This is a genomic window from Saccharothrix isguenensis (assembly GCF_052936305.1).
In genome coordinates this window covers 916,281-938,333 of record NZ_CP193626.1, presented here as the reverse complement: position 1 = coordinate 938,333, position 22,053 = coordinate 916,281, and the positions used below count along the sequence as shown (strand labels likewise).

Below are 22,053 nucleotides of genomic sequence, written 5' to 3'. Positions count from 1 at the left end.
GACCGCCGCGTGGGCTTCCGGGTCCGCGCGGCGTCGTGGTGCGTTGCGGCAGAGTGGTACGCATGTACCCCGAGATCGAGCCTCACGACCAGGGCCTGCTCGACGTCGGCGACGGCAACCGCGTCTACTGGGAAGTGTGCGGCAACCCCTACGGCAAACCCGTGGTGTTCCTGCACGGCGGCCCCGGCGGCGGCTGCAAACCCGCGCACCGCAGGCTGTTCGACCCGGCCGTGTACCGGATCGTGCTGCTGGACCAGCGCGGCTGCGGCCGGTCGATCCCGCACGCCTCCGAACCGGCCGCCGACCTGTCCGCGAACACCACCTGGCACCTCGTGGCCGACCTGGAGAAGGTGCGCGAGCACCTGGGCGTCGACCGGTGGCAGGTGTTCGGCGGCTCCTGGGGGTCGACGCTCGCCCTGGCGTACGCCGAGACGTACCCGGACCGGGTCACCGAGATGGTGCTGCGCGGCATCTTCACGGTGCGGCGCGAGGAACTCGACTGGATCTACCGCGGCGGGGCGGGAGTGGTGTTCCCGGAGCTGTGGGAGCGGGTCACGGCGCTGGTGCCGGAAGGCGCCGACGTGATCGAGGCCTACGGCGCGCTGCTGCACGACCCCGATCCCGTGGTGCGCGAGACGGCCGCGGTGATGTGGAGCGGGTGGGAAGCGTCGACGGTGACGCTGGTGGAGCGGCCGGAGCTGGTGGCGGAGTTCACGCAGCCCCGGTTCGCGCTGGCGTTCGCGCGGATCGAGAACCACTACTTCCGGCACGGGGGGTGGTTCGAGGAAGGGCAGTTGCTGCGTGACGCGGGCAAGCTCGCCGGCATCCCGGGCGTGATCGTGCAGGGCCGGTACGACATGGCGACGCCGGTCACGTCGGCCTGGGAACTGCACCGGGCGTGGCCGGGGTCGGAGCTGGTGGTGGTGCCGGACGGCGGGCACGCGTTCGACGAGCCGGGCATCCTGCGCGCGCTGCTGGCCGCGACCGACCGGTTCAGGGCCTGAGCACTTCAGGGCCTGAACGCGGCTTCCAGGGCGGTGCGCGCTTCGACCAGCGACGGGCCGTACCAGGTCAGGTAGCGGCCGGAGACGTGCACCGGGCGCAGGCCCGGGAAGAACTGCGGGCCGTCGTCGGGGGTGAACAGGTACGGCTCGTCGGGCAGCACGACGACGTCGGCGTCCTGGAGCTCGTCGAGGTGGGGGCGCGGGTAGCGCTCGGGGTGGTCGGCGAAGGCGTTGACCACCCCGAGTCGCAGCAGGACGTCGCCGGCGAACGTGTCGCGGCCCAGGACGACCCACGGCTTGCGCCACACCGGGATCACGGCGCGCGTCCACGCCGGGGTCACCTCGCGCCACAGGTGTTCCGCCTCGACCAGCCAGTCCGGTTCCACGTCCCACGCCGTGCCGAGCAGGCGGCGCAGGGAGCCGAGGGCGGCGGGGACGGTGGCGGGCGCGGCCGTGACCCACACCGGGACGCCGTCCGCGCGGAGGCGTTCGACGTCCTCGTGGCGGTTCTCCTCGCTGTTCGCCAGCACGAGGTCCGGCCGCAGTGCGAGCACCCGGTCCACGCTCGGGTACTTCGAGCCGCCCACCCGCGTGACGTCCAGGTCCGGCGGGTGGGCGCAGTAGTCCGTGGCGCCGATCAGCACGGCCGGGTCGACCGCGTCGGTGACCAGGGCTTCGGTGAGCGACGGCACCAGGCTGACCACGCGCCTCGGCGGGCCGGGCAGCACGACCGGCTCGCCGAGGTCGTCCACGGGCAGCATCAGATGTCGGTGATCTTCAGGCCGGCGTGCGCCTTGTACCGGCGGTTGATCGCGATGAGGTTCGCGGTGAACGCCTCGACCTGGTGGGCGTTGCGCAGCCGGCCGCCGTAGACGCCGCGGAAGCCGGGGATCGTCTCGGCGAGCGCGCGGACCAGGTCGGTGGCCTCGCGGTCGTCGCCGAGGACGAGCACGTCGTTGTCGACCTCCGCGATGGTGAGATCGGCCAGGTTGACCGCCGAGACGTGGTGGAAGGCGGCCGTGACGCGGGAGTCCGGCAGGAGCGCGGCGGCCTGCTGGGCGGCGCTGCCCTCCGGCACGGGCAGCGCGAACGGGCCCTGCTTGTCGAAGCCGAGCGGGTTCACGCAGTCGATCACGACCTTGCCGCGGAGCGGTTCGCGCAGGGACGCCACGGTGTCCGCGTGCCCGTCCCACGGCACCGCGATCAGCACGACGTCCGCCTGCGCCGCGCAGCCCTCGTTGTCCGCGCCGCTGACGTGGCCGACGCCGGCCTGCCCGCGCACCTCCTCGGCGGCGGCTTCGGCGCGTTCGGCGTTGCGCGACCCGATGACGACCTTCAACCCGGCCTTCGCCCACCGCAGCGCCAAGCCCTTGCCCTGCGCACCGGTACCACCCAGGACCCCGACGGTGAGCTCACGAATATCAGTCACCAGGCCATCACATCACACGCGCACATCACACGCGTTCGTCACACGCGCACGTCACACGCGTTCGAAGACGACCTTCCGGCGCTCGGGGTCGGCTTCCACCAGCCGCACCGCGATGCGTTCGCCTTCCGGCAGGTTCTCGCCCGTGCAGCGGCCCATCACCGGCGGTTGGGCCACGAAGACGTCCGCGTCGTTGGCGTCCGCCCGCAGCACGACCGCCTCGAACCGCTGGCCCACCCGGTCGGCGAGGACCCACGCCTCGACCTGGTCCAGGCACGCCCGGTCGACCTTGCTCGCCAGCGCGTCCGAGCCGCCCATCAGGCCCGGCAGCTGGGGCAGCGCCTTCACCAGCCACTCCGGCACCTCCTCGCCGGCGGTGACGGCCAGGCACACCTCGATGCCGAAGCGGTCGACCAGGCGGCGCAGCGGAGCCGTCACGTGGGCGTAGGGCGCGGCCAGGCCGGCGTGCGTGAAGATGGTGGGCACCTCGCCGTTGAACGCCGTGTACCCGGCGCCGCGCAGCAGGCGGGTCGCGTCCACGAACAACGCCAGCGCCTCGGGGCGGCTCGGGTCGAGGCCCGCCAGCAGCTTGGACGGGGTCATGCCGTCCGGCCACGGCACGCCCAGGGCGTGCGCGGTGCGGCGCAACGCCTCCACGGCGCCGTCGTCGGCGTCCGGCAGGGTGCGGAGCACGCCCACCTTCGCCGCCAGCATGATCTTCGCCGCGGCCATGCCGGTGAGCAGCGAGACCTCGGCGTTCCAGGAGTCGACGTCGGCGCGCGGGCGGACCGCGAGCTTCCAGTCGCCGTCGCCGTTCGGCACGATCTCCTGCTCCGGGAGCTGGAGCTCGACCGCGCCGCGCTCGACCGCGCGTTCCCGGCGCAGCCGGCCGAAGTCCGGCAGGGCCTCGATCGACGGGTGCGGGTTCCCGGCCTCGAACGACGCCTGGACGGTCTCGTAGTCGAACTGGGCGGTGGAGCGGACCATCGCACGGCGCACGCGCACGTCGACCGGCTCGCCGTCGGAGCCGCACTCGAACGTCCACAGGACCGACGGCCGGGTCTGGCCGGGCAGCAGGCTCGCCGCGCCCTCGGACAGCACCGGCGGGTGCAGCGGGACGTTGCCGTCCGGCAGGTACAGGGTCTGGCCGCGCTTGCGCACCTCGGCGTCCAGCGCGCCGCCGGGCACCACGAACGCGCCCACGTCGGCGATCGCGTAGTGCACCCGGAAACCGGCGCCGACCCGTTCCACGAGCAGCGCCTGGTCCAGGTCCTTCGCGCCCGGCGGGTCGATCGTCACGAACGGCAGGGCGGTGGCGTCCTCGCGGCCCGCCGTGCCGATGTCGCGGGACACGGCGGCCTGGGCCTCGGCGAGCGCCGCGGCCGGGAACTCCTCGGGCAGGCCGAACTCGGACCGGACGCCCGCGAAGTCCAGGTCCGCTCGGCCGGTGCGGATCACCATGTGCTGCACCCTAGGCCGGCCTCAGCGCTCGTCCCACTCCGTATCGGCTTCGTCCTCGGCTTTCGTCCGCTGCCGCGCCAGGTCCAGCGCGTGCTGCGCGGAGGCCTGGTCCGGGTAGGGGCCCATCCGGTCCGCGCCCCGGCAACCCACGCCGCGCTCGACCGTCTGGTGGGTCAGGCAGTAGTACCAAGCGTTCGGATCAGAAGCCATGCCTCCAGGTTTCCATGCGCCGGAGCGCATGTCATGTTCACCACCGGGGTGGCGGAGGCGCCTGCACCGGCGGTGCTTGCACGGGAAGGGGCCCCGACTGCGGGTACGTCGGCTGCGGCACCACCGGCGGCTGCGGGAAGCCGCGCGGCGGGGTGTTCTGGTTGGCGTTGGCGAGGTCGCCCGGGATCGGGTCGAGCACCGACACCAGCACGGTCTTGTGCTCCGGATCCGTGATCACGGCGCCGCTGCGGTCCCGGTACACCAGCTCGCCGTCCGCGTCGATCTCCGCGATCGCGCCGACCTCGGCCAGCTGCTCCTCGTCCAGGTCGACCAGCCGTTCCATCCGGGACGGCACCACCCGGTACACCGGCCAGTCGAGGTGCGCGTACGCGCGGTGGAAGTCGGCCAGCAGGTGCGCCATCTGCTGCTGCCACGGCAGCGGCATCGCCTCGACCAGCGACCGCGGCAGCACCGCGTACGACCGGTCGGTGCCCGGCGGCCTCGTGTTGAGGTAGTCCCGCGTCGGCGTGCTCGACGCGGGCGGCCCCGATGGGCGCTGGATGGGTTCGTGGTTGAACACCGTCGTGCCTCCCTACACGCCCGGCCGGACGGCCAGCGGCATCAACTCGTGATAATCCCAGTTGATCTTGCTGATCTTCACCACGTCACCCGTCTGCGGCGCGTGGATGTACTCGTCGTTGCCCAGGTACATGGCCACGTGGTGCACGGTGACCGGGTTCGCCGGGTTGGTCGCCCAGAAGATCAGGTCACCGGCCTTGGCCTCGCGCACCGGCAGGAACGCCCCGCCGGACATGTACTGGTCGTTCGCGACACGCGGGATCTTCACCCCGGCCTTGGCGAACGCCTTGACCAGGATGCCGGAGCAGTCCCACTGGTCCGGGCCGTTGCCGCCCCACAGGTACGGCTCGCCCAGCTGCTCCTTGGTGAACTCGATGGCCGTGCCCGCCGCGTTCGACGCCAGCAGGTAGTCGCCCGCGCCCTCGCCGCAGCCGGACGGGTCCGTGACGTCGCCTTCCTTGCCTATCAGGAAGGCGGCCATGGCCTCCCAGTTGTGGTACCGGTCGGGGAACGCCGACCGCTCCACGTCCTGGGCCGAGTCGCCGGGCCGCTGCTCCTCCCAGTTCGGGAGCTTGAGCAGCACGTCGTAGAACTTGTTGATCGCGTAGTGGGGGTCGGTGACCTGCTGGGGGGTGCCCCAGCCCATCGACGGGCGCATCTGGAAGATGCCCAGCGAGTCGCGGTCGCCGTAGTCGAGGCTGCGCAGGCCGGATTCGGTCATGCCCGCCTGGATCGCGATCTGCCAGGCCAGCGGCGGCAACTGGCGCTCGCGGCCGATGGAGATGATGTTGGCGACGGTGGTCAGCTGCTCGTCGGTGAGCCGTTCCGCCTCGCGGCGGCCCTTCTCCTCACCGCCGGCCGTCCACGGGCCGATCGAGGCGTTGCAGCTCGCCATCCTGATGTTGGCGGCTTCCTCCGACGGGGTGTTCTCGTTGATCACGGTGGAAACGCCGTTGGTCACGGCCACGACGATCACAGCCACCACCGCGGCAGCGGCGAGCCCGATCTTCAGCATGTCACCCCCCTGTCCTGTCGAACTTGTGCACGCGCCAACCCTCAGGGAGTTCCACCACGGTCACGAAGAGCTTGCCGTCCTCCAGCTCCGCTTCGAACTCCGCCGAACCGGCGACCGACTTGACCGCTTTAACCGCCTTCACGATCACCACGGGCACGTTCTCCGGCGCGATCGACTCCAATCGGGGGAACTGCTCCTTCGACGTATAGGGCTTGAGGCCCTTCAGCCACTCCTCCTTGGTGGTCTTGCCCGGCTCGAAGGAGGCGTACGCATCTACCCACATGTCCGCGATCATCTGCACGGTCGGGTCCGCAGTCACCGAAGGGGGCGCCGGGACAGGGCTCGGCGCCTTGGTCGGCAGCGGCGTGGCCGTGGCGGACGGCAGCACGCCGATCTGGTTGCCACCGCCGGTGGCCGCCTGCGTGGTGGACGTGGTGGCGCCCTGGCCGGCGGGCCGCTGGTTGACCGCGTTCGGGATGACGACGCTGATCGTGGTGATCAGCGCGATCACGCCGACGATCGTCGCCGCCAGGTGCTTGGGCGAGCGCAACGGCCAGCCCCACAGGCGTCGGTACACGGCCGCCCGGCCGCGATTGGTCCGAATCGGCATCAGCTGTCCCTGACCTCAAGCCCGCGTGACGGCCGGTAGATCACGTGGACCTGCCTGCCCGCCACGACCTCCGTCTCCGCGCGACGCGGCCCCGGCAGCACCGGCGCCTCCGCGACGCGGCCGAAACCGTTGGTCCGCGACGGCACCAGCACCGCGTCGTCCACCCGGTCGTAGTTCCGGTCGGAGACGGGCGACACGTCGACCACCCGCGACCGCCCGGACGGCAGCGCCGCCTGCGGCCCGCCGTGCGCACCGACGGGCAGCGCCGCGGCGCCGGTCCGGCCGGCACCAGCGCCCAGCTCCCCCACGCCGTTCCCGCCGCTGTTCCCGGCCCGGTCCAACCGCTGCGCGGTGGCGACGACCGGGTTGGCCGCCTCCGGCCGCACCCGCCGCCGATCCCGCTGCGGCGCCTCGGGGCCGTCCGGGTCCGTGTCGCGCACGGTGTCCCAGAACTGCTCCTGCGGCGACGAGCCCTCCTGCCTCTTGCGCAGCCGGGACAGGACCCCGCCGCGCATCGGCAGCGCGTTGCTCGCCGAGCCGATCGACATCTCGACCATCTGCCACATCCGGCGCAGCGGTTTGCCGACCATGAAGCAGACGACCGTCAGCATCAGCCCGAGCAGCGTCCTCGTCAGCAGCGACAACCCGGACGCGTTGAAGATCGCCTGGAGCAGCACCGCGTGCACGCCCGCCAACGCCGCGAGCAGCAGCACGTTGAACACCGTGACGGCCGCCGCGCGGGCGACCTTGCGCAGCAGGTCGTGGTGGAGCAGCGCGACCAGGCCGATGAGCGGGCCGGCCAGCGTGAGCACCCGCAGCAGCAGCTGCGCCAGCAGCACGGCCGCCTTCGCGAAGAGCTGGAACAAGGAGAACGCGACGGCTTGCAGCAGCGACAGGAACCCGGCGCCGGTCCGGCCGCCGTCCTCACCGCTGAAGTAGCCCTTCGTCGGGCCGAGCTGCGCGTAGATGTTCTTGTACTCGGCCTTCTTGGCGTCGAGCGCGGCCTGGTCGCCGTCCTTGTGCTCGCCGAGTTCCTGCACCGTCCACGCCTGCGCGGCCAGCAGCTTCGGGCCGAACTCGGTGGCCTGCGGCGCCTCCGGCGCGCCGAACTCGCCGCGCAGCCAGCTCTGGTAGACGACGGAGTCGTGCAGCCGCGACGGCAGCACGTCGAGGTTGTCCTGGCCGTCGTCCAGGTCGATGAAACCGGCCTGGATCTCGGACGTCTTCCTGACCAGCGTGCTGTCGAGGAGGTCGTAGAACTGGGGCAGCGCCAGGGTCGACGTCGCCAGCCACATCGCGGCCAGCGCCCACAGCCCCCGCTTGCTGATCGACGCCAGGTCGCCCTGCCAGATCTGGCGGAACATCAACACCGCCAGGATCAGCGCCACCAGGCCGAACCAGCGCAGGTAGACGTTGTCGTAGACCTTCTGGACGCCTTCCTTCACCGCCTCGTCCAGCGGCTGGAGCAGGCCCTGGCCGACGACCGTGTAGTGCAGGGCGTTCGTCGCGCCGACGATGTTCTTGCCGACGTTGAACAGCTCGTTGCCCATCCAGGTGTCGAGCACCGGGGTGGCGTTGGGGATCAGGCACTTCTCCTGGTAGGTGTGCCAGACCATGCCCGCGTACCCGTAGGTGAGGTACGGCGTGTCCGGCATCCCGTTGCCGATCGGCGGGTCGATCGCGCCGACCATGCCCGAGCCGGGGCGTTCGGGGTTCGGCGCCTCACCGCACGGCGCGGCGTGGGCCGGCGTGGCGCCGATGACGGCCTGGAGGCCGACGATCGCCACCACCACGGCCATCGCGCGCCACCGGGCACGGCCGGGTCTGCCGTGCACGACCGAGTGTTCCTGAGCGCGTCTGAAACGCCGCCGCGCGTAGAGCGCGACGGCGACCAGCGCCACCAAGAAGAGGGTGCTCATGTCCGCACCTCGCCAGGGCGTGGCGAGGTGCCCAGCGTGGTGGTGCGCGGCGTGCTGGAGGCGCAGTGCCCCGTGACGTGAGCGCGATTCCCCTCGCCGGTCGGTTCGCCCGCTTGCCCGCTCATGCCGCGCCTTCCCGGCCCGGTCGGCGGTTTCCTCCCTCGCCGTGTGCGGAGTCGACCAGCTCGTCGGCCAGGCCCACTTCCAGGTCGGCGGCCAGCTCGTCGTCGTAGTCGTCGCTGTACTGCTCGGCGTACGCGAACGGGTCCTGCGGCGGGGAGGAGACCTCGACGTCGGTCGACTCCGCACCCTCGCGCAGCGCGTCCGGGGTGGTGTCGAGGCCGTTGCGCAGGTGCTCCAGGTGCGGTCCGGAGAAGTCGATCCGGATCCGCTCCACGCCGCCCGCTCCGTCGGCGAAGATGAACTGCCGGGGCGCGCGGTCGCGTTCGAGGTTGGTGCGGACGCCGCCGGGACGACGGCCCAGTGACGCCACGACCTGCTCGTAGCCCGCGCCGATCGGCACCTTGAGCAGCCGCAACGCGTCCGCCTGCGCCGAGTCGTCGTCCAGCCGGCCGACGAACACCGAGTCGAGCAGGGTGACGAAGCCCTGGATCTTCAGGAAGTCCGCCGGGATCTGCGACGAGAGCAGCACGCGAACGTTCCACTTGCGCGAGTCGCGGGCGAAGCGGTTCATCAGCACGCGACCCGTCGGCACCTCGGACAGGAAGAACGCCTCGTCGATCCAGACGCCCTTGCGCAGGTCCTTGGGCCGCTCGTAGATCGACCGCTGGGTGAGCCACGCGGCGAGGTTCAGCATCTCCACTCCGAGCGCTTCCGCGTCCGTCCAGTGCTCGCGGCCGACGCCGTCCTTCGGCAGGTTCAGACCCGCCATGGTCAGCACGGTGAGCCGGTCGTCGCGCGCCTCGTTGTACGGGTCCGCGTCCTTCTCCGGGATGAGCAGCGACATGCGCTCGCGCATCTCGTCCAGGAAGTCGGCGACGACGACGGCGTGCTCGTGGTGCTCCGAAGCGTCGCGCCGCAGCGCCTCGAACACCTGGCCTGGGTGCGCGTCGGGCCGGCCGCCGACCGTGCGGACCGCGCGCAGCAGCACGATCCGGGTCTGCGGCAGCCGGGCCACCTCGTACGGCAGCAGGCCGGACAGCACGTCCAGCACGAGGCGACGGCGGGTGGCCGCGGCCAGCGCGCGTTCACGCCGCCACGCCCGCTCCGGGTCCTCCTCGTCGATGAAGTGCTCCAGCTGGGGCTCGGCCACCACCCGGTACGGGTTGAGGATGCCCGCCTGCGCGTTGAGCAGGTTGATCGGCCGGGCGTACGGCTTCAGCTCGGGCAGCTCGCACAGCGCGGCCAGCGGACCGGACGGGTCGAGCAGCGTCCAGTGCGCGCCGGCGCGGAGCGTCTTGTAGACGATGCCGCCGCCGAGGAACGACTTGCCGGCGCCGAGGCCCGCCACCATCGCGGTCAGGCCGGACGAGTCCCGCAGCTCCTGCGCCATCCACGGGTCCCACGCCACCGGGCGACGGGTCGCGGTGACCGTCTCGCCCAGCAGGATGCCGCGCCGGTCGCCCACCTCGGCGGTCGCGGTCGGGACGGCGGACGCCGCCCACAGCACCGAGCCGCGCCGCAGGTAGGCCGACGACGACAGCGGCTCGCCGGGGATGAACTCGCGGGCGATCGCGTACTGCGCCTCGGGGTGCTCGATGGCCACCTTCGGCTTGTAGAGGTCGAGCAGGCCCTGGGCGAGGCGCAGGGCGTCGCGCTCGGTCGGGCCGGACACCGCGAGCCGCCACCAGCTGCGCACCCGGGTGCCCAGCGCGGTGAAGCCCGACGTCATCTCGTCGTCGATCTCCAGCACCCGGGACGCCTGGCGCGCCAGCGACTGCGGCGGGTCCAGCTCGTGCTCGTCGGTGTAGTGCCGCACCTGCGAGCGGACCTTGCTCATCTGCCGCTGGAGCTCGCCGGCCACCTCTTCGGGACGCCGCACGTAGATCCGCGCGGACCACTCCACGGAGGCGGGCAGCCGGTCCGACCGCTGCATCCACGGGTCGTCGACCTCGGGGATCTGGAGGCCGTGCATCAGGCCGACGGTGAGCACCGCGACGTGCCGCTTGATGCCCGCGTTCGAGCCCGTGCGACCACGCACGGTGACGGTCGGCGAGTACGGCTCCTGGTGGAAGTCCGCCGCGTCGGTGAAGCTGGCCAGGTCCTCGGGCTCCCAGGGCGCGCCGGGGACGGCCGGGAGGTTGCGCGGCGCGGGCAGGCCCAGCGAGCACGACCGGTGCATCAGCCAGGACATCTCCTCGGCCGTGGCCGGACGCCCTTCGAGGCCGGCGGAGCCGATCACCTGGTCGAGGTGGTCGATCTCGGACTCGATGGCGACCAGTTCCGCGTCCACCGCGTCCGGGAAGACCTTCCGCAGCACGGGGGCGGCGCGTTCGACCGCGCGGTCCATCATGTTGCGGGTCTGCACCTGGACGCCGAGGTAGACCTCCTTCTCGGCCATCGACCGGCCCATCAGCTGCTGCTGCTCGCCGACCATGTAGTCGTCGAAGCTCAGCGTGCCGGGCGTGTCGGGCAGCCGGCGCACCGCGTTGTGGACGTGCGCCTCGGCCCACATCCGGATCGGGTACGGGCGGGTCGTCACGCGCAGGTGCATCCAGCGGCCCTGCAGCTCCGCGTACTGGCCCGCGATCGCCGCGATCAGGTCCTGGCGCTGCGAGTCCGACCGGAACGACCAGCGCTGCGGCGCGAGCCGGTACCAGGCGTAGACCTCCTGGCCGGTGCGCAGCAGGTGGCCGTCGATGCTGCGGGCCGAGATCGACGGTGTGTAGCTGGGCACGGCCTGCTCTCCCGGCAGGCGGCGACCGCGCTTGCTGTACACCTTGCGGTCGTCGCGCGCGGCGGCGGCGTGCTGTGCCACGTGCGCAGCGGATCGTCGGTCACGGTCACGCCGGCGTCCGAACACCGCGCACCTCCTTCTGACGGCTGTCTTGCTGCCTGCGGTGCTGGGATCGGGCGGCGGCGCTCGCGCGTTTCGCCCCCTTGGGACGTTTGCGGGGGCGGTGCGGGCTGGCCCGGATCCGGGCGGCGCTGGCCGCGCCGCCCCGGCCCGCGGTCGTCTCCCGCGGCGCGGTCAGCTCGCGCCCCCACATCGTCAGGACCGACGACAGCGGGCGCTCGTGGCTGATCCGCGAGCAGATGACCCTGGTCAGGGCGATCGTGATCACGAAGCCCCAGCCGGTGTTGATGAAGTCGAAACCGAAGCCGATCTGCCGCTGGACAGCCGTGACCAGCAGGAACACCACGATGCCGACACCCCACGCGACGTAACGCGCACGCCACGGGAAGGTCGCTTTGGGCGGGCCGAGCCAGACGGCGTCGACCCGGTAGACCTCGTCGTCAGTGCGTACCCGCAAGGGTCACCCGCCGGTGAAGAGGCCGGCGATCCACTGGCCGATGCCCGAGGCAGCGTTCGTGGTGACGGCCAGTCCGATGATCGCCAGCGCGATGATGACGCCGCCGAGACGGCGCATGACCCCAGCGTTGTCACCCTTGCCGCCGCCGAGCCAGAGCAGCAGCATCGCCACCGTCAGCAAGAGCAGCGGGACCAGGTTGTCGAGGATCCACTGGCGCAAGCCGCCTGTGCCGGGCGCGAGCGGTTGCTGCTGCGCGAGTGTTACCAGGGTCTGGGCGGTCATCTCGTACTCCTGAGTACGCAGGACTTCGCCGGGCGAGCCGAGGGGTGCCCGTCCGGTTGGTGCGCTATCGAGTAGAACACGTCTTCGTCACGAGGTGTATCGGTCGGCTAGCGGTGGGTAGATCAATAACCGTTCCCCTGGCAGTCGATTACGTCTAATCTGGCCACGGACATCATGGTTCCGGGGAAGCCGGTGGAGAACCGACGTTCCCGGATTCTCCCGATTGCTGAGATAGTTCACCCGACTGCGAACCTCCTGGTCACGCACAGTGCGCACGACCTCCAGCCCTCTTCCCGCCGACGCTCCGGGCTAGACCGTCCGGTCGAGCGGCGAAGGCCGAACGGACCGCAGCCCGGAGTGACGACGCCGAGGAGGCTCGCCGATGACCCAGCCGCCCGAGGCCGTGCCCGAACCAGCCGCCGGAGTGAACGAAATCACCGTCTCCGTGACCGTTGCGGACAATGATCAGGTTACCGGGGCGGACCGGCAAACCGGGCGGCGGGTGCAGCGGACGGTGAACTTCGACCAGGACGTGCTGGAGCGGGCACGGGCGGCGGCGACCTACCTGGCGGCGTACGAGGCGGAGGCCGGGGTCCGCAGCCTGGCCGACATCGTCAACCCGGCCGTCGAGGCCTACGTGGCCGACCTCGAACGCCGCTACAACGACGGCGAGGCGTTCCGCCCGGTCTTCCGCATGCCCCCCGGCCGCCCCTCCCGCCGCACCTGACCCACGCGCGAGTCGACCACTCGGGCACCGCGAGTCGCGCGGTCGGACACCGCGAGTCGGCCACTCGGACACCGCGAACCTGCCGGCGGAGCACGGAAAGGGCCCCCTCCGACCCCCAGGGGCGGAAGGGACCCTCTCGGCGCGGTGGATCAACTGGAGCCGGAGATGCGCCAGAAGCCGCTGGTCGGCAGGGTGTCCGGGCCGACCGGGCCCTTGTTCCAGAAGTAGTCGTTGAAGTTGGCGAGCCCGCCGGTGCCGATCGGGCCCATCGTCGCCCACTTGACCTGCGCCGGCTGCGTGTCGATCGACGCCTGCGCCCACGCGCTGCGGACCTTCATCGGCTTGTTCCACCACAGGAACGGCGTCCGCACCAGGTAGTTGGCGAACCGCCCGCCGTGCACACCGCTGTGGTACGACACGGTGTCGAAGCTGTTGATCTGGTGCAGCCCCCTGAACGACTTGCCCCAGCGCTGCGCCCAGCTCAGCCCGCCCGACGTGCCCTTCAGGATCGAGCAGGTGAACAGGCTCATCCACTCGACGTCCCGGTTGCCCCAGCGGGCGTCGTTGTTGGACAGGAACGTGTCGGTGTTGTTGCTGCACCCGGCGAACGAGAACCCCGTCGGCGAGCCGTGACCCTGCCAGTAGGTCATGTCCACGTCGTCCGCGTACACCTGGTCGAGGCCGCCGACGAACGCCGGGTCCTTGAAGTCGCGCTCCCACGCGTTGCCGTTGAGCCAGCTGAACTGCACCGGCACGCCGGCCGCCGTGAACCGGTTGTTGAACGAGGCGAGGTTGTTGCCCGTCAACGGCAGGCCCGAGCACGACCCGGTGCCCTCGCTGCCGACGTCGACCCGGTTCGTCCACTGCGGGCTGAAAGCGCTCTCCGAACGCGGCGGCTGCACCGGGTCCGGCTGCGGCAGCCGCGCGTCGACGGTCGCGCCCACGATGACGGACTGGACGTCGGCCCCGTCGGCGTTGACGCCGTCGCAGCGGAAGCCGGGCTCCAGCTTGTCGACCTTGTCGGCCAGCGCCGGCGCCTCGTACACATAGGACACACCGGTCGTCCGCACGCTCGACCCGAGCGCCTTGGCGCACCGCTCCCGGCCTTCGTCCAGGCTGAGCACGGCCACGGTCCCGACCTTGACCACGTCACGCGTGCTGTAGCTGAGGCCGGCGACGGCGCCCTGGCCGTCGAACGCGATCCGGATCTTGGCGCCCGGTCCTTCCAGCGGCACGCCGTCGAGGGTGAAGGCGAAGGAGACGGCGGTGTCCAGCGGCGCGGTGAGCACCGGCTTGTCGTACGCGTCGACGACCTCGAACGTCGTCTGCTGGGCGGTCGGGGTGGCGTTGGCGGGCAGCAGGCCGATCCCGCGCAGGGTGCCGAGGGCCTTCCTGGTGGCGTCCTCGACGGGGATGGCGGTCAGGCGGCGCAGGGCGTCGACGTCCAGCGCCGTCTGGGTGGTCTCGCTGCCGTCCTCGTCCGGCTTGCCCGCGCCCTTGTCCAGTCCGGGGACGTGGAGGTAGGTCGACTCGTCGGCGAACGCGACCGAGCCGTCGTCGGCCAGGTGGACGTCCTTGAGCCCGAACGCGCGTTGCAGTGCGGCGGCCTGGTCCGGGCTGAGCCCGGCGGACCGGACCCCGTACACCGGCAGCTCCGCCGATGCCGCCGTGGCGGTGGCGGCGGACCCGGTGATCGCCGCGGCGCCCAGCAGGCCGGTCAGGGCGAGCCAGGTGGTGGCGCGCCTCGTCGTTGTGGACATGGGATTCCCTCCTCGTGGTACCGCGGGGCAGGGCCCGTGGTCTGGGGGGAGGATCCGGGCCGGACCGGGTTGATACGAGGAACCACCCGAACGGCCTCACTTGTGTAACAACGGTGGCGCGCAAGGGATTCACAGGCGGACGAGTAGCCCGATCGGGCGGTCGCGGCCCACGCCGAGTGGAATTGTCGGACCTGGCCGGCAGGATGAGATCGGGCCGAGGGCCGGAAGACGGCAGGCCGGGGCCGGGTGGGAAGGGGCGGATGAGTCGGCATGTAAGCCGGATTCTGTTCCCGGGCGCCTCGCGGCGGTCCCGTTCGGCGGCCATCCATCTCGGCCTGCCGTTGCCGACAGGCTCTTGCGGCCTACCCGCAGGCATCGGGCGGGCCGCCCTCGATCGCCTGCGCAGGTGCCCTGGGGCACCCTCTTGGCCTTGCTCCGGGTGGGGTTTACCTAGCCGCTCCCGTCACCGGGAACGCTGGTGGTCTCTTACACCACCGTTTCACCCTTACCCCGGCTCGCGCCGAGGCGGTCTGTTCTCTGTGGCACTGTCCCGAGGGTCGCCCCTGGTTGCCGTTGACAACCACCCTGCCCTGTGGAGTCCGGACTTTCCTCGGCGACGGACCGGAATCCGTCGACGCGGCCGCCCTGCCGACTCATCCGCGCCACCAGGATACCGGCGGGTCACCCGGCGGTGGAACCAGGCCGGTCAGCCCAGGTGCGACGTGTCGTTGACCAGCCGCACGGAGGCGTGCCCGTCGGGGTAGAACTCGACCACCGACAACGACGCCAGGTCCAGGTGCAGCCGGAACAGCAGGGACGGGCCGACGTCCAGGGCCATCCGGAGCAGCGACTTGATCGGCGTGACGTGGCTGACCACGACGACGTTCGCACCGCCGAACCGGGACACGATGGCGTTGCGCGCCCGTCGCACCCGGTGGTGCACCTGGTCGAAGCTCTCCCCGCCCGGCGCGGGCACGGACGGGTCGCCGAGCCACCTCCGGTGCACCTCGGGGTCGCGTTCGGCGGCTTCGGTGAACGTCAGGCCCTCCCACGCGCCGAAGTCCGTCTCGATCAGGTCCTCGTCCCACGTGAGCGCGGCCCCGGTGGCAGCCGCGACGGCGCGCGCGGTCTCCTGCGCGCGGCCCAACGGCGACGAGACCACCGCCGCCAACCCTTCCACCTTCGCCAGCCGACGTGCCGCCGCCTCCGCCTGCCCACGCCCGACCTCGGTCAACGGCGGGTTGCCGCGCCCGGAGTACCGGCGGGCCACCGACAGCTCGGTCTGCCCGTGCCGCAGCAGGTAGAGCCTGGTCGGCTCGCCGACCGCGCCGGTCCACGACGTGGGCGACTGCGTGGCGGCCACGTCGGGCTGCTGAGGCTCCGGCCGCGCCGGGGCGTCCTTCTCCGGCGTCTGCTTGCCCGGCTGTCCCACGCCCGCCTGGTCGTCCATCGCCTGGTTGGCCAGCCGGTCGGCACGCTGGTTGCGCTCGCGCGGGATCCACTCGTAGTCGACCCGCTCGAACGCCCGCGCCAGCTCACGGGCCTGCGCGACCAGCGGCTGCATGGACGGGTGCTTGACCTTCCACCGGCCGGACATCTGCTCGACCACGAGCTTGGAGTCCATCCGCACGTCCACCACGGTCGCGCCGACCTCCGCCGCGACCCGCAGCCCGGCGATCAGCCCTCGGTACTCGGCGACGTTGTTGGTCGCGACGCCGATGCCCTCGGACCGCTCGGCCAGCACCGCGCCGGACTCGTCCAGCACCACGGCCCCGTACCCGGCGGGCCCGGGGTTGCCGCGCGAGCCGCCGTCAGCCTCGACGACGACCCTCACAGACCCGATTCCCCGGTCCGGACCATGATCGCGTCGCACTCCTCGCACTGGATGACCTCGTCCGCCGCCGACTCCTTGACCTTGGCGAACGCGTTGCGGTCCAGCTCGATGCGGCACGCTCCGCAGCGGCGTGACTGGAGCAGCGCCGCGCCGATGCCCTTGTGCGTGCGCACCCGGTCGTACAGCGCGAGCAGCGGGGCGGGGAACTGGCCGACCATGAGCTTGCGGTCGGAGGTGCGCTTGGTCTCGGTCGACTCCAGGTCGGCCAGCGCGGTGTCCCGGCGGCGCGCCGCGTCGGACAGCGCCTCCTGGGCCTTCTCCAGCGCGACCCGGGCGTGCTGGATGTCCGCCTCGACGGCTTCGCGGCGTTCCATCAGCTCCAGCAGGTCGTCCTCCAGCGCGCCGCGGCGGCGACCGAGGGTGGCCAGCTCGTGCTCCAGGTCGGTCAGCTGCTTGGCTCCGACCGTGCCTTCCCGGAGGAGCTTGCGGTCGCGCTCCTCGCGGGCGCGGACCTGGTCGATCTCGGTCTCCTGTCGCTTGACCTCGCGGTTCAGATCGCCGAGCGTGGTCTCGATCGTGGTCAGCGCGTCCTGCTTGGCGCGGAACTGCTTCTCCGCCTCGGCGATCTCCGCGATCTCGGGCAGCGTGCGGCGTCGATGGAGGACGCGCGACAGTTCGGCGTCGACCTGCGCGAGGTCGAGCAGCCTGCGCTGCACGGCGGGATCGGCTTTCACTTGGATGATCCTCCTGTTCGGCTCGTCACGCCGACGGTCCACGGGTCGGTCCGGCGGGTGGAGACGAGGACTTCGACCGTACCGCCGAGCGCGGCGCGCACGACGTCTGCCGCCTGCGCGCACCACGGCCACTCGCTGGCCCAGTGCGCCACGTCGACCAGGGCCGGACCGCCCGCGGCCAGGTGCTCGCCCGCCGGGTGGTGGCGCAGGTCGGCGGTGACGTAGGCGTCGACGCCGGCGCGGGAGGCTGCGGACAGGTAGCTGTCGCCGGCGCCGCCGCACACCGCGACCCGCCGGACGAGGCGGTCCGGGTCGCCCGCCGCGCGCACGCCCCACGCCGTCACGGGCAGGGCGTCGGCGACGCGGCGGGTGAACTCGTGCAGCGGTTCGGGCCGGTCCAGCTCGCCGATCCGACCGATTCCGGTGCCGGTGGCGCTGTCGGTGTCGGCGGGCGCGGACGGCGGTCCGGCGTCCGGGTGGGGCACGAGCGGGCCGGTGACCCGCAGTCCGATGGCCTGGGCGAGGGCGTCCGAGACGCCGGGATTGGCCGTGTCGGCGTTGGTGTGCGCGGTGTAGAGGGCGACGCCGGACCGGATCAGGCGGTGGACCAGCCCGCCCTTCGGGTCGTCGGCGGGCACGCCCGTGACGCCGCGCAGCATCAGCGGGTGGTGCGCCACCAGGAGTTGCGCGCCCACCTCCAGCGCTTCATCCACTGTGGACTCCACGGGGTCCACGCAGAACAGCGCCCTGGACACCGGTTCGGCGCGGTCACCGCAGACCAGGCCGACGGCGTCCCAGGATTCGGCGGTCGCGGGCGGGTAGGCGGCCTCCAGGGCTGCCAGCACGTCGCCGAGCGTCGTCACCGGTCCTCCAGCACCACTCGCAGGGCGTCCACGAGGGACTCGAACTCCTCCGGCGGGCGGACCGCGACGCGGAGGTGGTCGGGGGTCAGGCCGGGGAACGTGTCGCCACGCCGCACCGCGATCCCCTTGTCCCGCAACGCTTGCCGCACCCGCTCGCCCTCGGGCACGCGGAGCAGCACGAACGGCGCGTCCGGCGGCACGACCACGAGGTCACCCAGCCGCGCGACGGCGTGCGCGATGTGCTCGCGCGCCTCCCGCGCCAACGCCTCGGCCTCGGCCACGGCGTCCGGCTCGCAGCACGCCGTGACGGCTTCGAGCACCAGGCTGCCCACCGGCCACTGGGGGCGGGGCAGCGCGAGCCGGGCCAGCAGCTCCGGCGCGCCGAGCAGGTAGCCCGCGCGCAGGCCGGCCAGGCCCCACGTCTTGGTCAGGCTGCGCAGCACCAGCAGACCCGGCACGTCGGCGCGGCCTGCCAGCGACTCCGGTTCACCGGGGAGGGCGTCGGCGAACGCCTCGTCCACCACCAGCACCCGGCCGGGCCGGCTCAGCGACGCCACGACCTCGGCCGGGTGGAGCACGGACGTCGGGTTGGTCGGGTTGCCCAGCACCACCAGGTCGGCCTCGTCGGGCACCAGGTCGACGCGCAGCGCGTAGTCGTCCTCGGGCCACAGCTGCACCCGGTGCACGGGCACGCCCGCGTCCCGCAGCGCCACTTCGGGCTCGGTGAACGACGGGTGCACGACGGCGGCCAGGCACGGGTGCAGGTTCGGCAGCAGCGCGAAGCCCTCGGCCGCGCCGTTGAGGACCAGGACCTCGTCGGCGGCCCGGCCGTGCCTCGCCGCGACGGTCGCGCGGGCGCGTTCGTCGGCGGCGGCGGCGGGGTAGGAGCCCAGGTGGTCCAGCGCGGCGACCAGCCGGTCGCGCAGCCACGCGGGCGGCGCGGGCATCCGCACGTTCACCGCGAAGTCCGCGAGTCCGGGCGCGGCGTCGACGTCCCCGTGGTGGCGCAGGAGCGCCCGGCCGGAATCCTGGCTGGTCATCGCCGCGAGTCTAGGCGATCTGGGACGCCGCCCAGTCCAGGTAGGCCCCCGGCAGCTCGCGCAGCACGTCGAGCGCCTCCGACTCGGGCAGGTCCGGCAGCGCGCGCACCGCCTGCGCGGCCAGCGACGTGCAGTGGGCGAGCGTGTCGGCGACCAGGCTGGTCTCCCGCAGCTCCATGAGCAGGTTGTCCAGCTCGGCGTCCGCCAGGTCGCGGCCCCGCTTCTCCAGCAGCGCGCGCTGGTCCGAGGTCATCGCCGTGAGCAGCGGGAACGTGTAGACGCCCTGGCGGATGTCGTTGCCGACCGGCTTGCCCAGCCGTTCCGCGGTGGACGCGAGGTCCAGCAGGTCGTCGAGGATCTGGAACATCAGGCCGAACAGCGCGCCGAACCGGGACAGCCCGGCCGAGGTGGCGTCGTCGGCGTCGGCGCAGTGCGCGGCCAGCACGCAGCCGACCTCGAACAGCGCGCCGGTCTTCAGCTCGATGGACCGCAGGGCGTTGTCCGGGGTGCGGTGCGCGTTGTAGAGGTCGAGGACCTCCAGCACCTGACCCTCGACCAGGTTGGTCACCGACTGCGCGAGTTGGCTCGCGGCGAACGGGGAGATGCTGTCGAGCGCGGCCTGGCTGGCGCGGGCCAGCATGAAGTCGCCGACGAGCACGGCGGGACCGACGCCCCAGTCCGCGTTGACGGTGCGCACCCCGCGGCGTTCCTCGGCGTTGTCCATCAGGTCGTCGTGCACCAGTGAGCCGGCGTGCAGCAGCTCGACGCAGGCGGCGGAGGTGATGCCCTTGTCGGTGATCATGCCCGACGCGGCCAGCTCGCCGGCCAGGATCAGCACGGAGCGCAGTCGCTTGCCGCCGGCCGCGGTGATGCGACCGGTGTAGGTGTTGACGATCGGTAATGACGACGACGTCGCCAAGGCCCGGATCTCGTCTTCGACCCTCGGCAGCGCCCGGGCGAGCGCCGGCATGGTCGGCATGGTCGACGGCTTCACGGTGGACACGCGCTGATCGTCTCGCGTCGGACCTGAGAGCGCACTGAGATTGCCGAAACCCGAAGGCATCGACAGCGCAGCGGCCGGGAACGGTTTCAGCCGTCCACAAAGCCCGGACCTGCGGGTTTAGTGCCGGTGGCCGTTCAGACCACCGAGCCGGCCATGGCGAAGAACACCATGGCGAGGCTCAGGACGAGGTGTGTGAGCGAGGGCACTTCACACCCGGTCCACCGGTACGGCGACGGCTCGATCACCGGTCCCCTGCCTTCCTCGGGCGGCCGGACACCCCGGCGCGCCCCGGAGCCACTCGCTCCGAATAGGACGGACGAACCCGGCGCACGACACATGTGCGAGTCATTCACATTCCTTCCCGACGCATTCCCCACGAATGGCGTCGGAATTGCCCGCCCGTTCGTTACCCGTTGTCGCGCTCGCGCAGGCTCCGCTCCGCGGCGGACAGCAGCCGAGCCCGGTCCTGCCTGGCCAGGAGCCTGCGGTCCCGCTCACGGACCCAGGCGAGCACGTCGTCGGGGCCCAGCCCGGCCGCCTCGCGATAGAACTCGTCCCGGTACCACCACCACGTGCGAATGCCGTGCCGGGCAATGCGCACAGGCTGTTCCCGACGCGACACGTCGAGTGACGGGAAATCGGTGACGAGGGCCGGCGGGCAACCCGTGCCGACGAAGAAATGCCTTTTCCGGAACAGGAAACCGCGGTGGGTGAAAAACCCGGCGTTCGGGTCGTGGACCGGTCCGCCGGGCGACGTCACGGGACGGGGCCGGGCGAACGCGGGCGTCTCGGGCCACGACCGGCGGCGCACCACCGCCACGGCGACCGCCACCGCCGCGAGCAGCACGACGACACCGACCAGCACCCCCGACATGCGGACCCCCACGAACGCCGGTCGATTCGACGGTCGCGGCGAGGCGCCCACCTGGCAGACTCACCCGCCGTGGCGCTCACCGTCTCGTTCATCTGCACCGGCAACATCTGCCGTTCCCCCGTGGCCGCGATCATATTCCGCGATCACCTGCGCCGGGCCGGCCTGGGTGATCTCGTGGAGGTGACCAGCGCGGGCACCGGGGGCTGGCACGTGGGCGACCCGGCCGACCCGCGCGCGGCGAAGTCGCTGGTCGACAACGGCTACCCGACCGACCACTCCGCCGCGCAGGTCGACGAGAACCACCTCGACGCGGACCTGCTGGTGGCGCTGGACTCGGGGCACGCGCGGGCGTTGCGGCGGATGGTCGCCGACCCGGAGCGGGTGCGGCTGCTGCGGTCGTTCGACCCGAAGGCGGACGGGGTGGACGTGCCGGACCCGTACTACGGCGACAAGGCCGGGTTCGACGCGGTGGTGGAGATGGTCGAGGCTGCCGTGCCCGGGCTGCTCGCGTGGGTGCGCGAACGGCTGTGACGCCGTGGCCCGACGATCAGCGGACCGGCGATGACCTGGTCCGGCGATCACCTGGGCTTTCGCCGCACCTCCCACTGCGCGGGGCGCGTGCGGTCAACGCCGCCCGGTCCGGCCGCGGTTACGCACAACAGGCGTTGTCAACGGCGCGTTCGCTGACATGATTCCCCGTATGGGGATCAAGGCGTTCGACCGCGACGACTGGCGGTGGCTCAACGAGCCGCGCACCTGGAGCGACCAGGACGGGCTGGCCATCACCAGCGACCCGGACACCGACTTGTGGCGGACCACCCACTACGGCTACGTCCGCGACAGCGGGCACGTGCTCGGGGTGCCGCTGACCGACGACTTCACCATCGTCGCCTCGTTCACCGCCGACTACGCCTCCCAGTACGACCAGGCCGGCATCGCGCTGTGGATCGACGACCGGAACTGGATCAAGGCGGGCGTCGAGCTGGTGGACGACGAGTTCCAGGTCAGCACGGTCGTCACGCGCGACCTGTCGGACTGGTCCGTGGTGTCGGGCGGCCCGGTGCAGCGGGCGACGATCTCCGCCGTGCGCGAGGGCGACGCGGTGACCGTCCGCTACGGCATGGGTGACGCCGAGCCGACGACCATGCTGCGCCTCGCCTACTTCCCGCCCGAGGTGGAGGCGCTGGTGGGCGTGATGGCGGCGGCGCCGACCGGCCCCGGGTTCACCGCGCGCTTCGACCGGGTGCAGGTCACAACGGCCTAGGGCTTACCGTGGTC

22 protein-coding genes and 1 other RNA gene are annotated in these 22,053 nt (G+C 72.1%); 4 read left to right on the top strand and 19 right to left on the bottom strand.

Translation table 11 applies throughout. From position 1 onward, the window contains the following. The first annotated feature begins 62 nt into the window (after window positions 1-62). Complete coding sequence (gene pip, locus ACRAKI_RS04650; protein ID WP_447005812.1) at window positions 63-1,004, top strand: prolyl aminopeptidase; 942 nt, start codon at window positions 63-65, stop codon at window positions 1,002-1,004. Window positions 1,005-1,009: 5 nt separating this feature from the next. Here the strand turns inward: pip and ACRAKI_RS04645 are convergent, their stop codons facing one another. The 11 genes from ACRAKI_RS04645 to ACRAKI_RS04595 form a co-directional block, all read right to left on the bottom strand. Continuing rightward, entirely contained in the window at window positions 1,010-1,765 is a 756-nt protein-coding gene (locus ACRAKI_RS04645) for a helical backbone metal receptor (RefSeq protein ID WP_447005811.1), read from the bottom strand. Then, on the bottom strand, window positions 1,765-2,433 hold the full coding sequence (npdG, locus tag ACRAKI_RS04640; protein ID WP_447005810.1) for an NADPH-dependent F420 reductase: 669 nt from the start codon (window positions 2,431-2,433) through the stop codon (window positions 1,765-1,767). The genes ACRAKI_RS04645 and npdG overlap by 1 nt, the downstream gene beginning before the upstream one ends. 51 nt (window positions 2,434-2,484) lie before the next feature. After that, window positions 2,485-3,891: an RNB domain-containing ribonuclease gene (locus tag ACRAKI_RS04635; RefSeq protein ID WP_447005809.1), complete on the bottom strand. Its 1,407-nt coding sequence runs from the start codon at window positions 3,889-3,891 to the stop codon at window positions 2,485-2,487. Window positions 3,892-3,912: 21 nt separating this feature from the next. Continuing rightward, complete coding sequence (locus tag ACRAKI_RS04630) at window positions 3,913-4,101, bottom strand: hypothetical protein (protein ID WP_447005808.1); 189 nt, start codon at window positions 4,099-4,101, stop codon at window positions 3,913-3,915. 37 nt (window positions 4,102-4,138) lie between these two features. After that, window positions 4,139-4,681 (bottom strand): hypothetical protein, encoded by a 543-nt coding sequence (locus ACRAKI_RS04625; protein WP_447005807.1) that lies wholly within the window; start codon window positions 4,679-4,681, stop codon window positions 4,139-4,141. 12 nt (window positions 4,682-4,693) lie between these two features. Continuing rightward, the gene (locus ACRAKI_RS04620; protein ID WP_447005806.1) at window positions 4,694-5,695 is read right to left on the bottom strand and encodes a C40 family peptidase; all 1,002 of its coding nucleotides are present in this window, start codon (window positions 5,693-5,695) and stop codon (window positions 4,694-4,696) included. A gap of 1 nt (window position 5,696) precedes the next feature. Beyond that, the gene (locus ACRAKI_RS04615) at window positions 5,697-6,305 is read right to left on the bottom strand and encodes a hypothetical protein (RefSeq protein ID WP_447005805.1); all 609 of its coding nucleotides are present in this window, start codon (window positions 6,303-6,305) and stop codon (window positions 5,697-5,699) included. Continuing rightward, entirely contained in the window at window positions 6,305-8,224 is a 1,920-nt protein-coding gene (locus ACRAKI_RS04610; protein ID WP_447005804.1) for a hypothetical protein, read from the bottom strand. Before ACRAKI_RS04610 ends, ACRAKI_RS04615 begins: the two co-directional genes overlap by 1 nt. 121 nt (window positions 8,225-8,345) lie before the next feature. Next, window positions 8,346-11,162, bottom strand: coding sequence for an ATP-binding protein (locus ACRAKI_RS04605; protein WP_447005803.1), 2,817 nt, complete (start codon window positions 11,160-11,162; stop codon window positions 8,346-8,348). Between the two features lie 25 nt (window positions 11,163-11,187). Continuing rightward, window positions 11,188-11,658, bottom strand: coding sequence for a hypothetical protein (locus ACRAKI_RS04600; RefSeq protein ID WP_447005802.1), 471 nt, complete (start codon window positions 11,656-11,658; stop codon window positions 11,188-11,190). 3 nt (window positions 11,659-11,661) lie between these two features. Next, window positions 11,662-11,940 (bottom strand): hypothetical protein, encoded by a 279-nt coding sequence (locus ACRAKI_RS04595; RefSeq protein ID WP_447005801.1) that lies wholly within the window; start codon window positions 11,938-11,940, stop codon window positions 11,662-11,664. Window positions 11,941-12,322: 382 nt separating this feature from the next. Here ACRAKI_RS04595 and ACRAKI_RS04590 point away from each other — a divergent pair, with 382 nt between their 5' ends. Then, window positions 12,323-12,667: a ParB family protein gene (locus tag ACRAKI_RS04590; protein WP_447005800.1), complete on the top strand. Its 345-nt coding sequence runs from the start codon at window positions 12,323-12,325 to the stop codon at window positions 12,665-12,667. A gap of 149 nt (window positions 12,668-12,816) precedes the next feature. Here ACRAKI_RS04590 and ACRAKI_RS04585 read toward each other — a convergent pair whose 3' ends face one another. From ACRAKI_RS04585 to ACRAKI_RS04550, 8 genes are all read right to left on the bottom strand, one after another. Next, a complete protein-coding gene (locus ACRAKI_RS04585; protein ID WP_447005799.1) occupies window positions 12,817-14,427 on the bottom strand; it encodes a DUF6345 domain-containing protein in 1,611 nt (536 codons plus the stop codon). A gap of 257 nt (window positions 14,428-14,684) precedes the next feature. After that, window positions 14,685-15,083: RNase P RNA component class A (gene rnpB / locus ACRAKI_RS04580), an RNA gene on the bottom strand. A 50-nt stretch (window positions 15,084-15,133) separates the two neighbouring features. Beyond that, window positions 15,134-16,261: a bifunctional RNase H/acid phosphatase gene (locus ACRAKI_RS04575; RefSeq protein WP_447005798.1), complete on the bottom strand. Its 1,128-nt coding sequence runs from the start codon at window positions 16,259-16,261 to the stop codon at window positions 15,134-15,136. After that, a complete protein-coding gene (locus tag ACRAKI_RS04570) occupies window positions 16,258-16,995 on the bottom strand; it encodes a zinc ribbon domain-containing protein (RefSeq protein ID WP_447005797.1) in 738 nt (245 codons plus the stop codon). The genes ACRAKI_RS04575 and ACRAKI_RS04570 overlap by 4 nt, the downstream gene beginning before the upstream one ends. Further along, window positions 16,992-17,858, bottom strand: a complete 867-nt coding sequence (locus ACRAKI_RS04565) for a Nif3-like dinuclear metal center hexameric protein (RefSeq protein WP_447005796.1) — start codon at window positions 17,856-17,858, stop codon at window positions 16,992-16,994. Before ACRAKI_RS04565 ends, ACRAKI_RS04570 begins: the two co-directional genes overlap by 4 nt. Further along, a complete protein-coding gene (cobC, locus tag ACRAKI_RS04560) occupies window positions 17,855-18,898 on the bottom strand; it encodes an Rv2231c family pyridoxal phosphate-dependent protein CobC (RefSeq protein WP_447005795.1) in 1,044 nt (347 codons plus the stop codon). Before cobC ends, ACRAKI_RS04565 begins: the two co-directional genes overlap by 4 nt. Window positions 18,899-18,908: 10 nt before the next feature. Further along, a complete protein-coding gene (locus ACRAKI_RS04555) occupies window positions 18,909-19,901 on the bottom strand; it encodes a polyprenyl synthetase family protein (protein ID WP_447005794.1) in 993 nt (330 codons plus the stop codon). Between the two features lie 406 nt (window positions 19,902-20,307). After that, window positions 20,308-20,775: a hypothetical protein gene (locus ACRAKI_RS04550; RefSeq protein ID WP_447005793.1), complete on the bottom strand. Its 468-nt coding sequence runs from the start codon at window positions 20,773-20,775 to the stop codon at window positions 20,308-20,310. 69 nt (window positions 20,776-20,844) lie between these two features. On the opposite strand from ACRAKI_RS04550, the gene ACRAKI_RS04545 reads away from it, so the two are divergent. After that, entirely contained in the window at window positions 20,845-21,306 is a 462-nt protein-coding gene (locus tag ACRAKI_RS04545; RefSeq protein WP_447005792.1) for a low molecular weight protein-tyrosine-phosphatase, read from the top strand. A 169-nt stretch (window positions 21,307-21,475) separates the two neighbouring features. Next, complete coding sequence (locus tag ACRAKI_RS04540; protein ID WP_447005791.1) at window positions 21,476-22,039, top strand: DUF1349 domain-containing protein; 564 nt, start codon at window positions 21,476-21,478, stop codon at window positions 22,037-22,039. Window positions 22,040-22,053: the final 14 nt, after the last annotated feature.

Excerpts from the sequence above, each read along its gene's own strand:
- pip (WP_447005812.1), top strand. The coding sequence starts at position 63 with ATGTACCCCGAGATCGAGCCTCACGACCAGGGCCTGCTCGACGTCGGC.
- ACRAKI_RS04645 (WP_447005811.1), bottom strand. The coding sequence starts at position 1,765 with ATGCTGCCCGTGGACGACCTCGGCGAGCCGGTCGTGCTGCCCGGCCCG.
- ACRAKI_RS04635 (WP_447005809.1), bottom strand. The coding sequence starts at position 3,891 with ATGGTGATCCGCACCGGCCGAGCGGACCTGGACTTCGCGGGCGTCCGG.
- ACRAKI_RS04630 (WP_447005808.1), bottom strand. The coding sequence starts at position 4,101 with ATGGCTTCTGATCCGAACGCTTGGTACTACTGCCTGACCCACCAGACG.
- ACRAKI_RS04620 (WP_447005806.1), bottom strand. The coding sequence starts at position 5,695 with ATGCTGAAGATCGGGCTCGCCGCTGCCGCGGTGGTGGCTGTGATCGTC.
- ACRAKI_RS04615 (WP_447005805.1), bottom strand. The coding sequence starts at position 6,305 with ATGCCGATTCGGACCAATCGCGGCCGGGCGGCCGTGTACCGACGCCTG.
- ACRAKI_RS04610 (WP_447005804.1), bottom strand. The coding sequence starts at position 8,224 with ATGAGCACCCTCTTCTTGGTGGCGCTGGTCGCCGTCGCGCTCTACGCG.
- ACRAKI_RS04595 (WP_447005801.1), bottom strand. The coding sequence starts at position 11,940 with ATGACCGCCCAGACCCTGGTAACACTCGCGCAGCAGCAACCGCTCGCG.
- ACRAKI_RS04590 (WP_447005800.1), top strand. The coding sequence starts at position 12,323 with ATGACCCAGCCGCCCGAGGCCGTGCCCGAACCAGCCGCCGGAGTGAAC.
- ACRAKI_RS04585 (WP_447005799.1), bottom strand. The coding sequence starts at position 14,427 with ATGTCCACAACGACGAGGCGCGCCACCACCTGGCTCGCCCTGACCGGC.
- cobC (WP_447005795.1), bottom strand. The coding sequence starts at position 18,898 with ATGACCAGCCAGGATTCCGGCCGGGCGCTCCTGCGCCACCACGGGGAC.
- ACRAKI_RS04550 (WP_447005793.1), bottom strand. The coding sequence starts at position 20,775 with ATGTCGGGGGTGCTGGTCGGTGTCGTCGTGCTGCTCGCGGCGGTGGCG.
- ACRAKI_RS04540 (WP_447005791.1), top strand. The coding sequence starts at position 21,476 with ATGGGGATCAAGGCGTTCGACCGCGACGACTGGCGGTGGCTCAACGAG.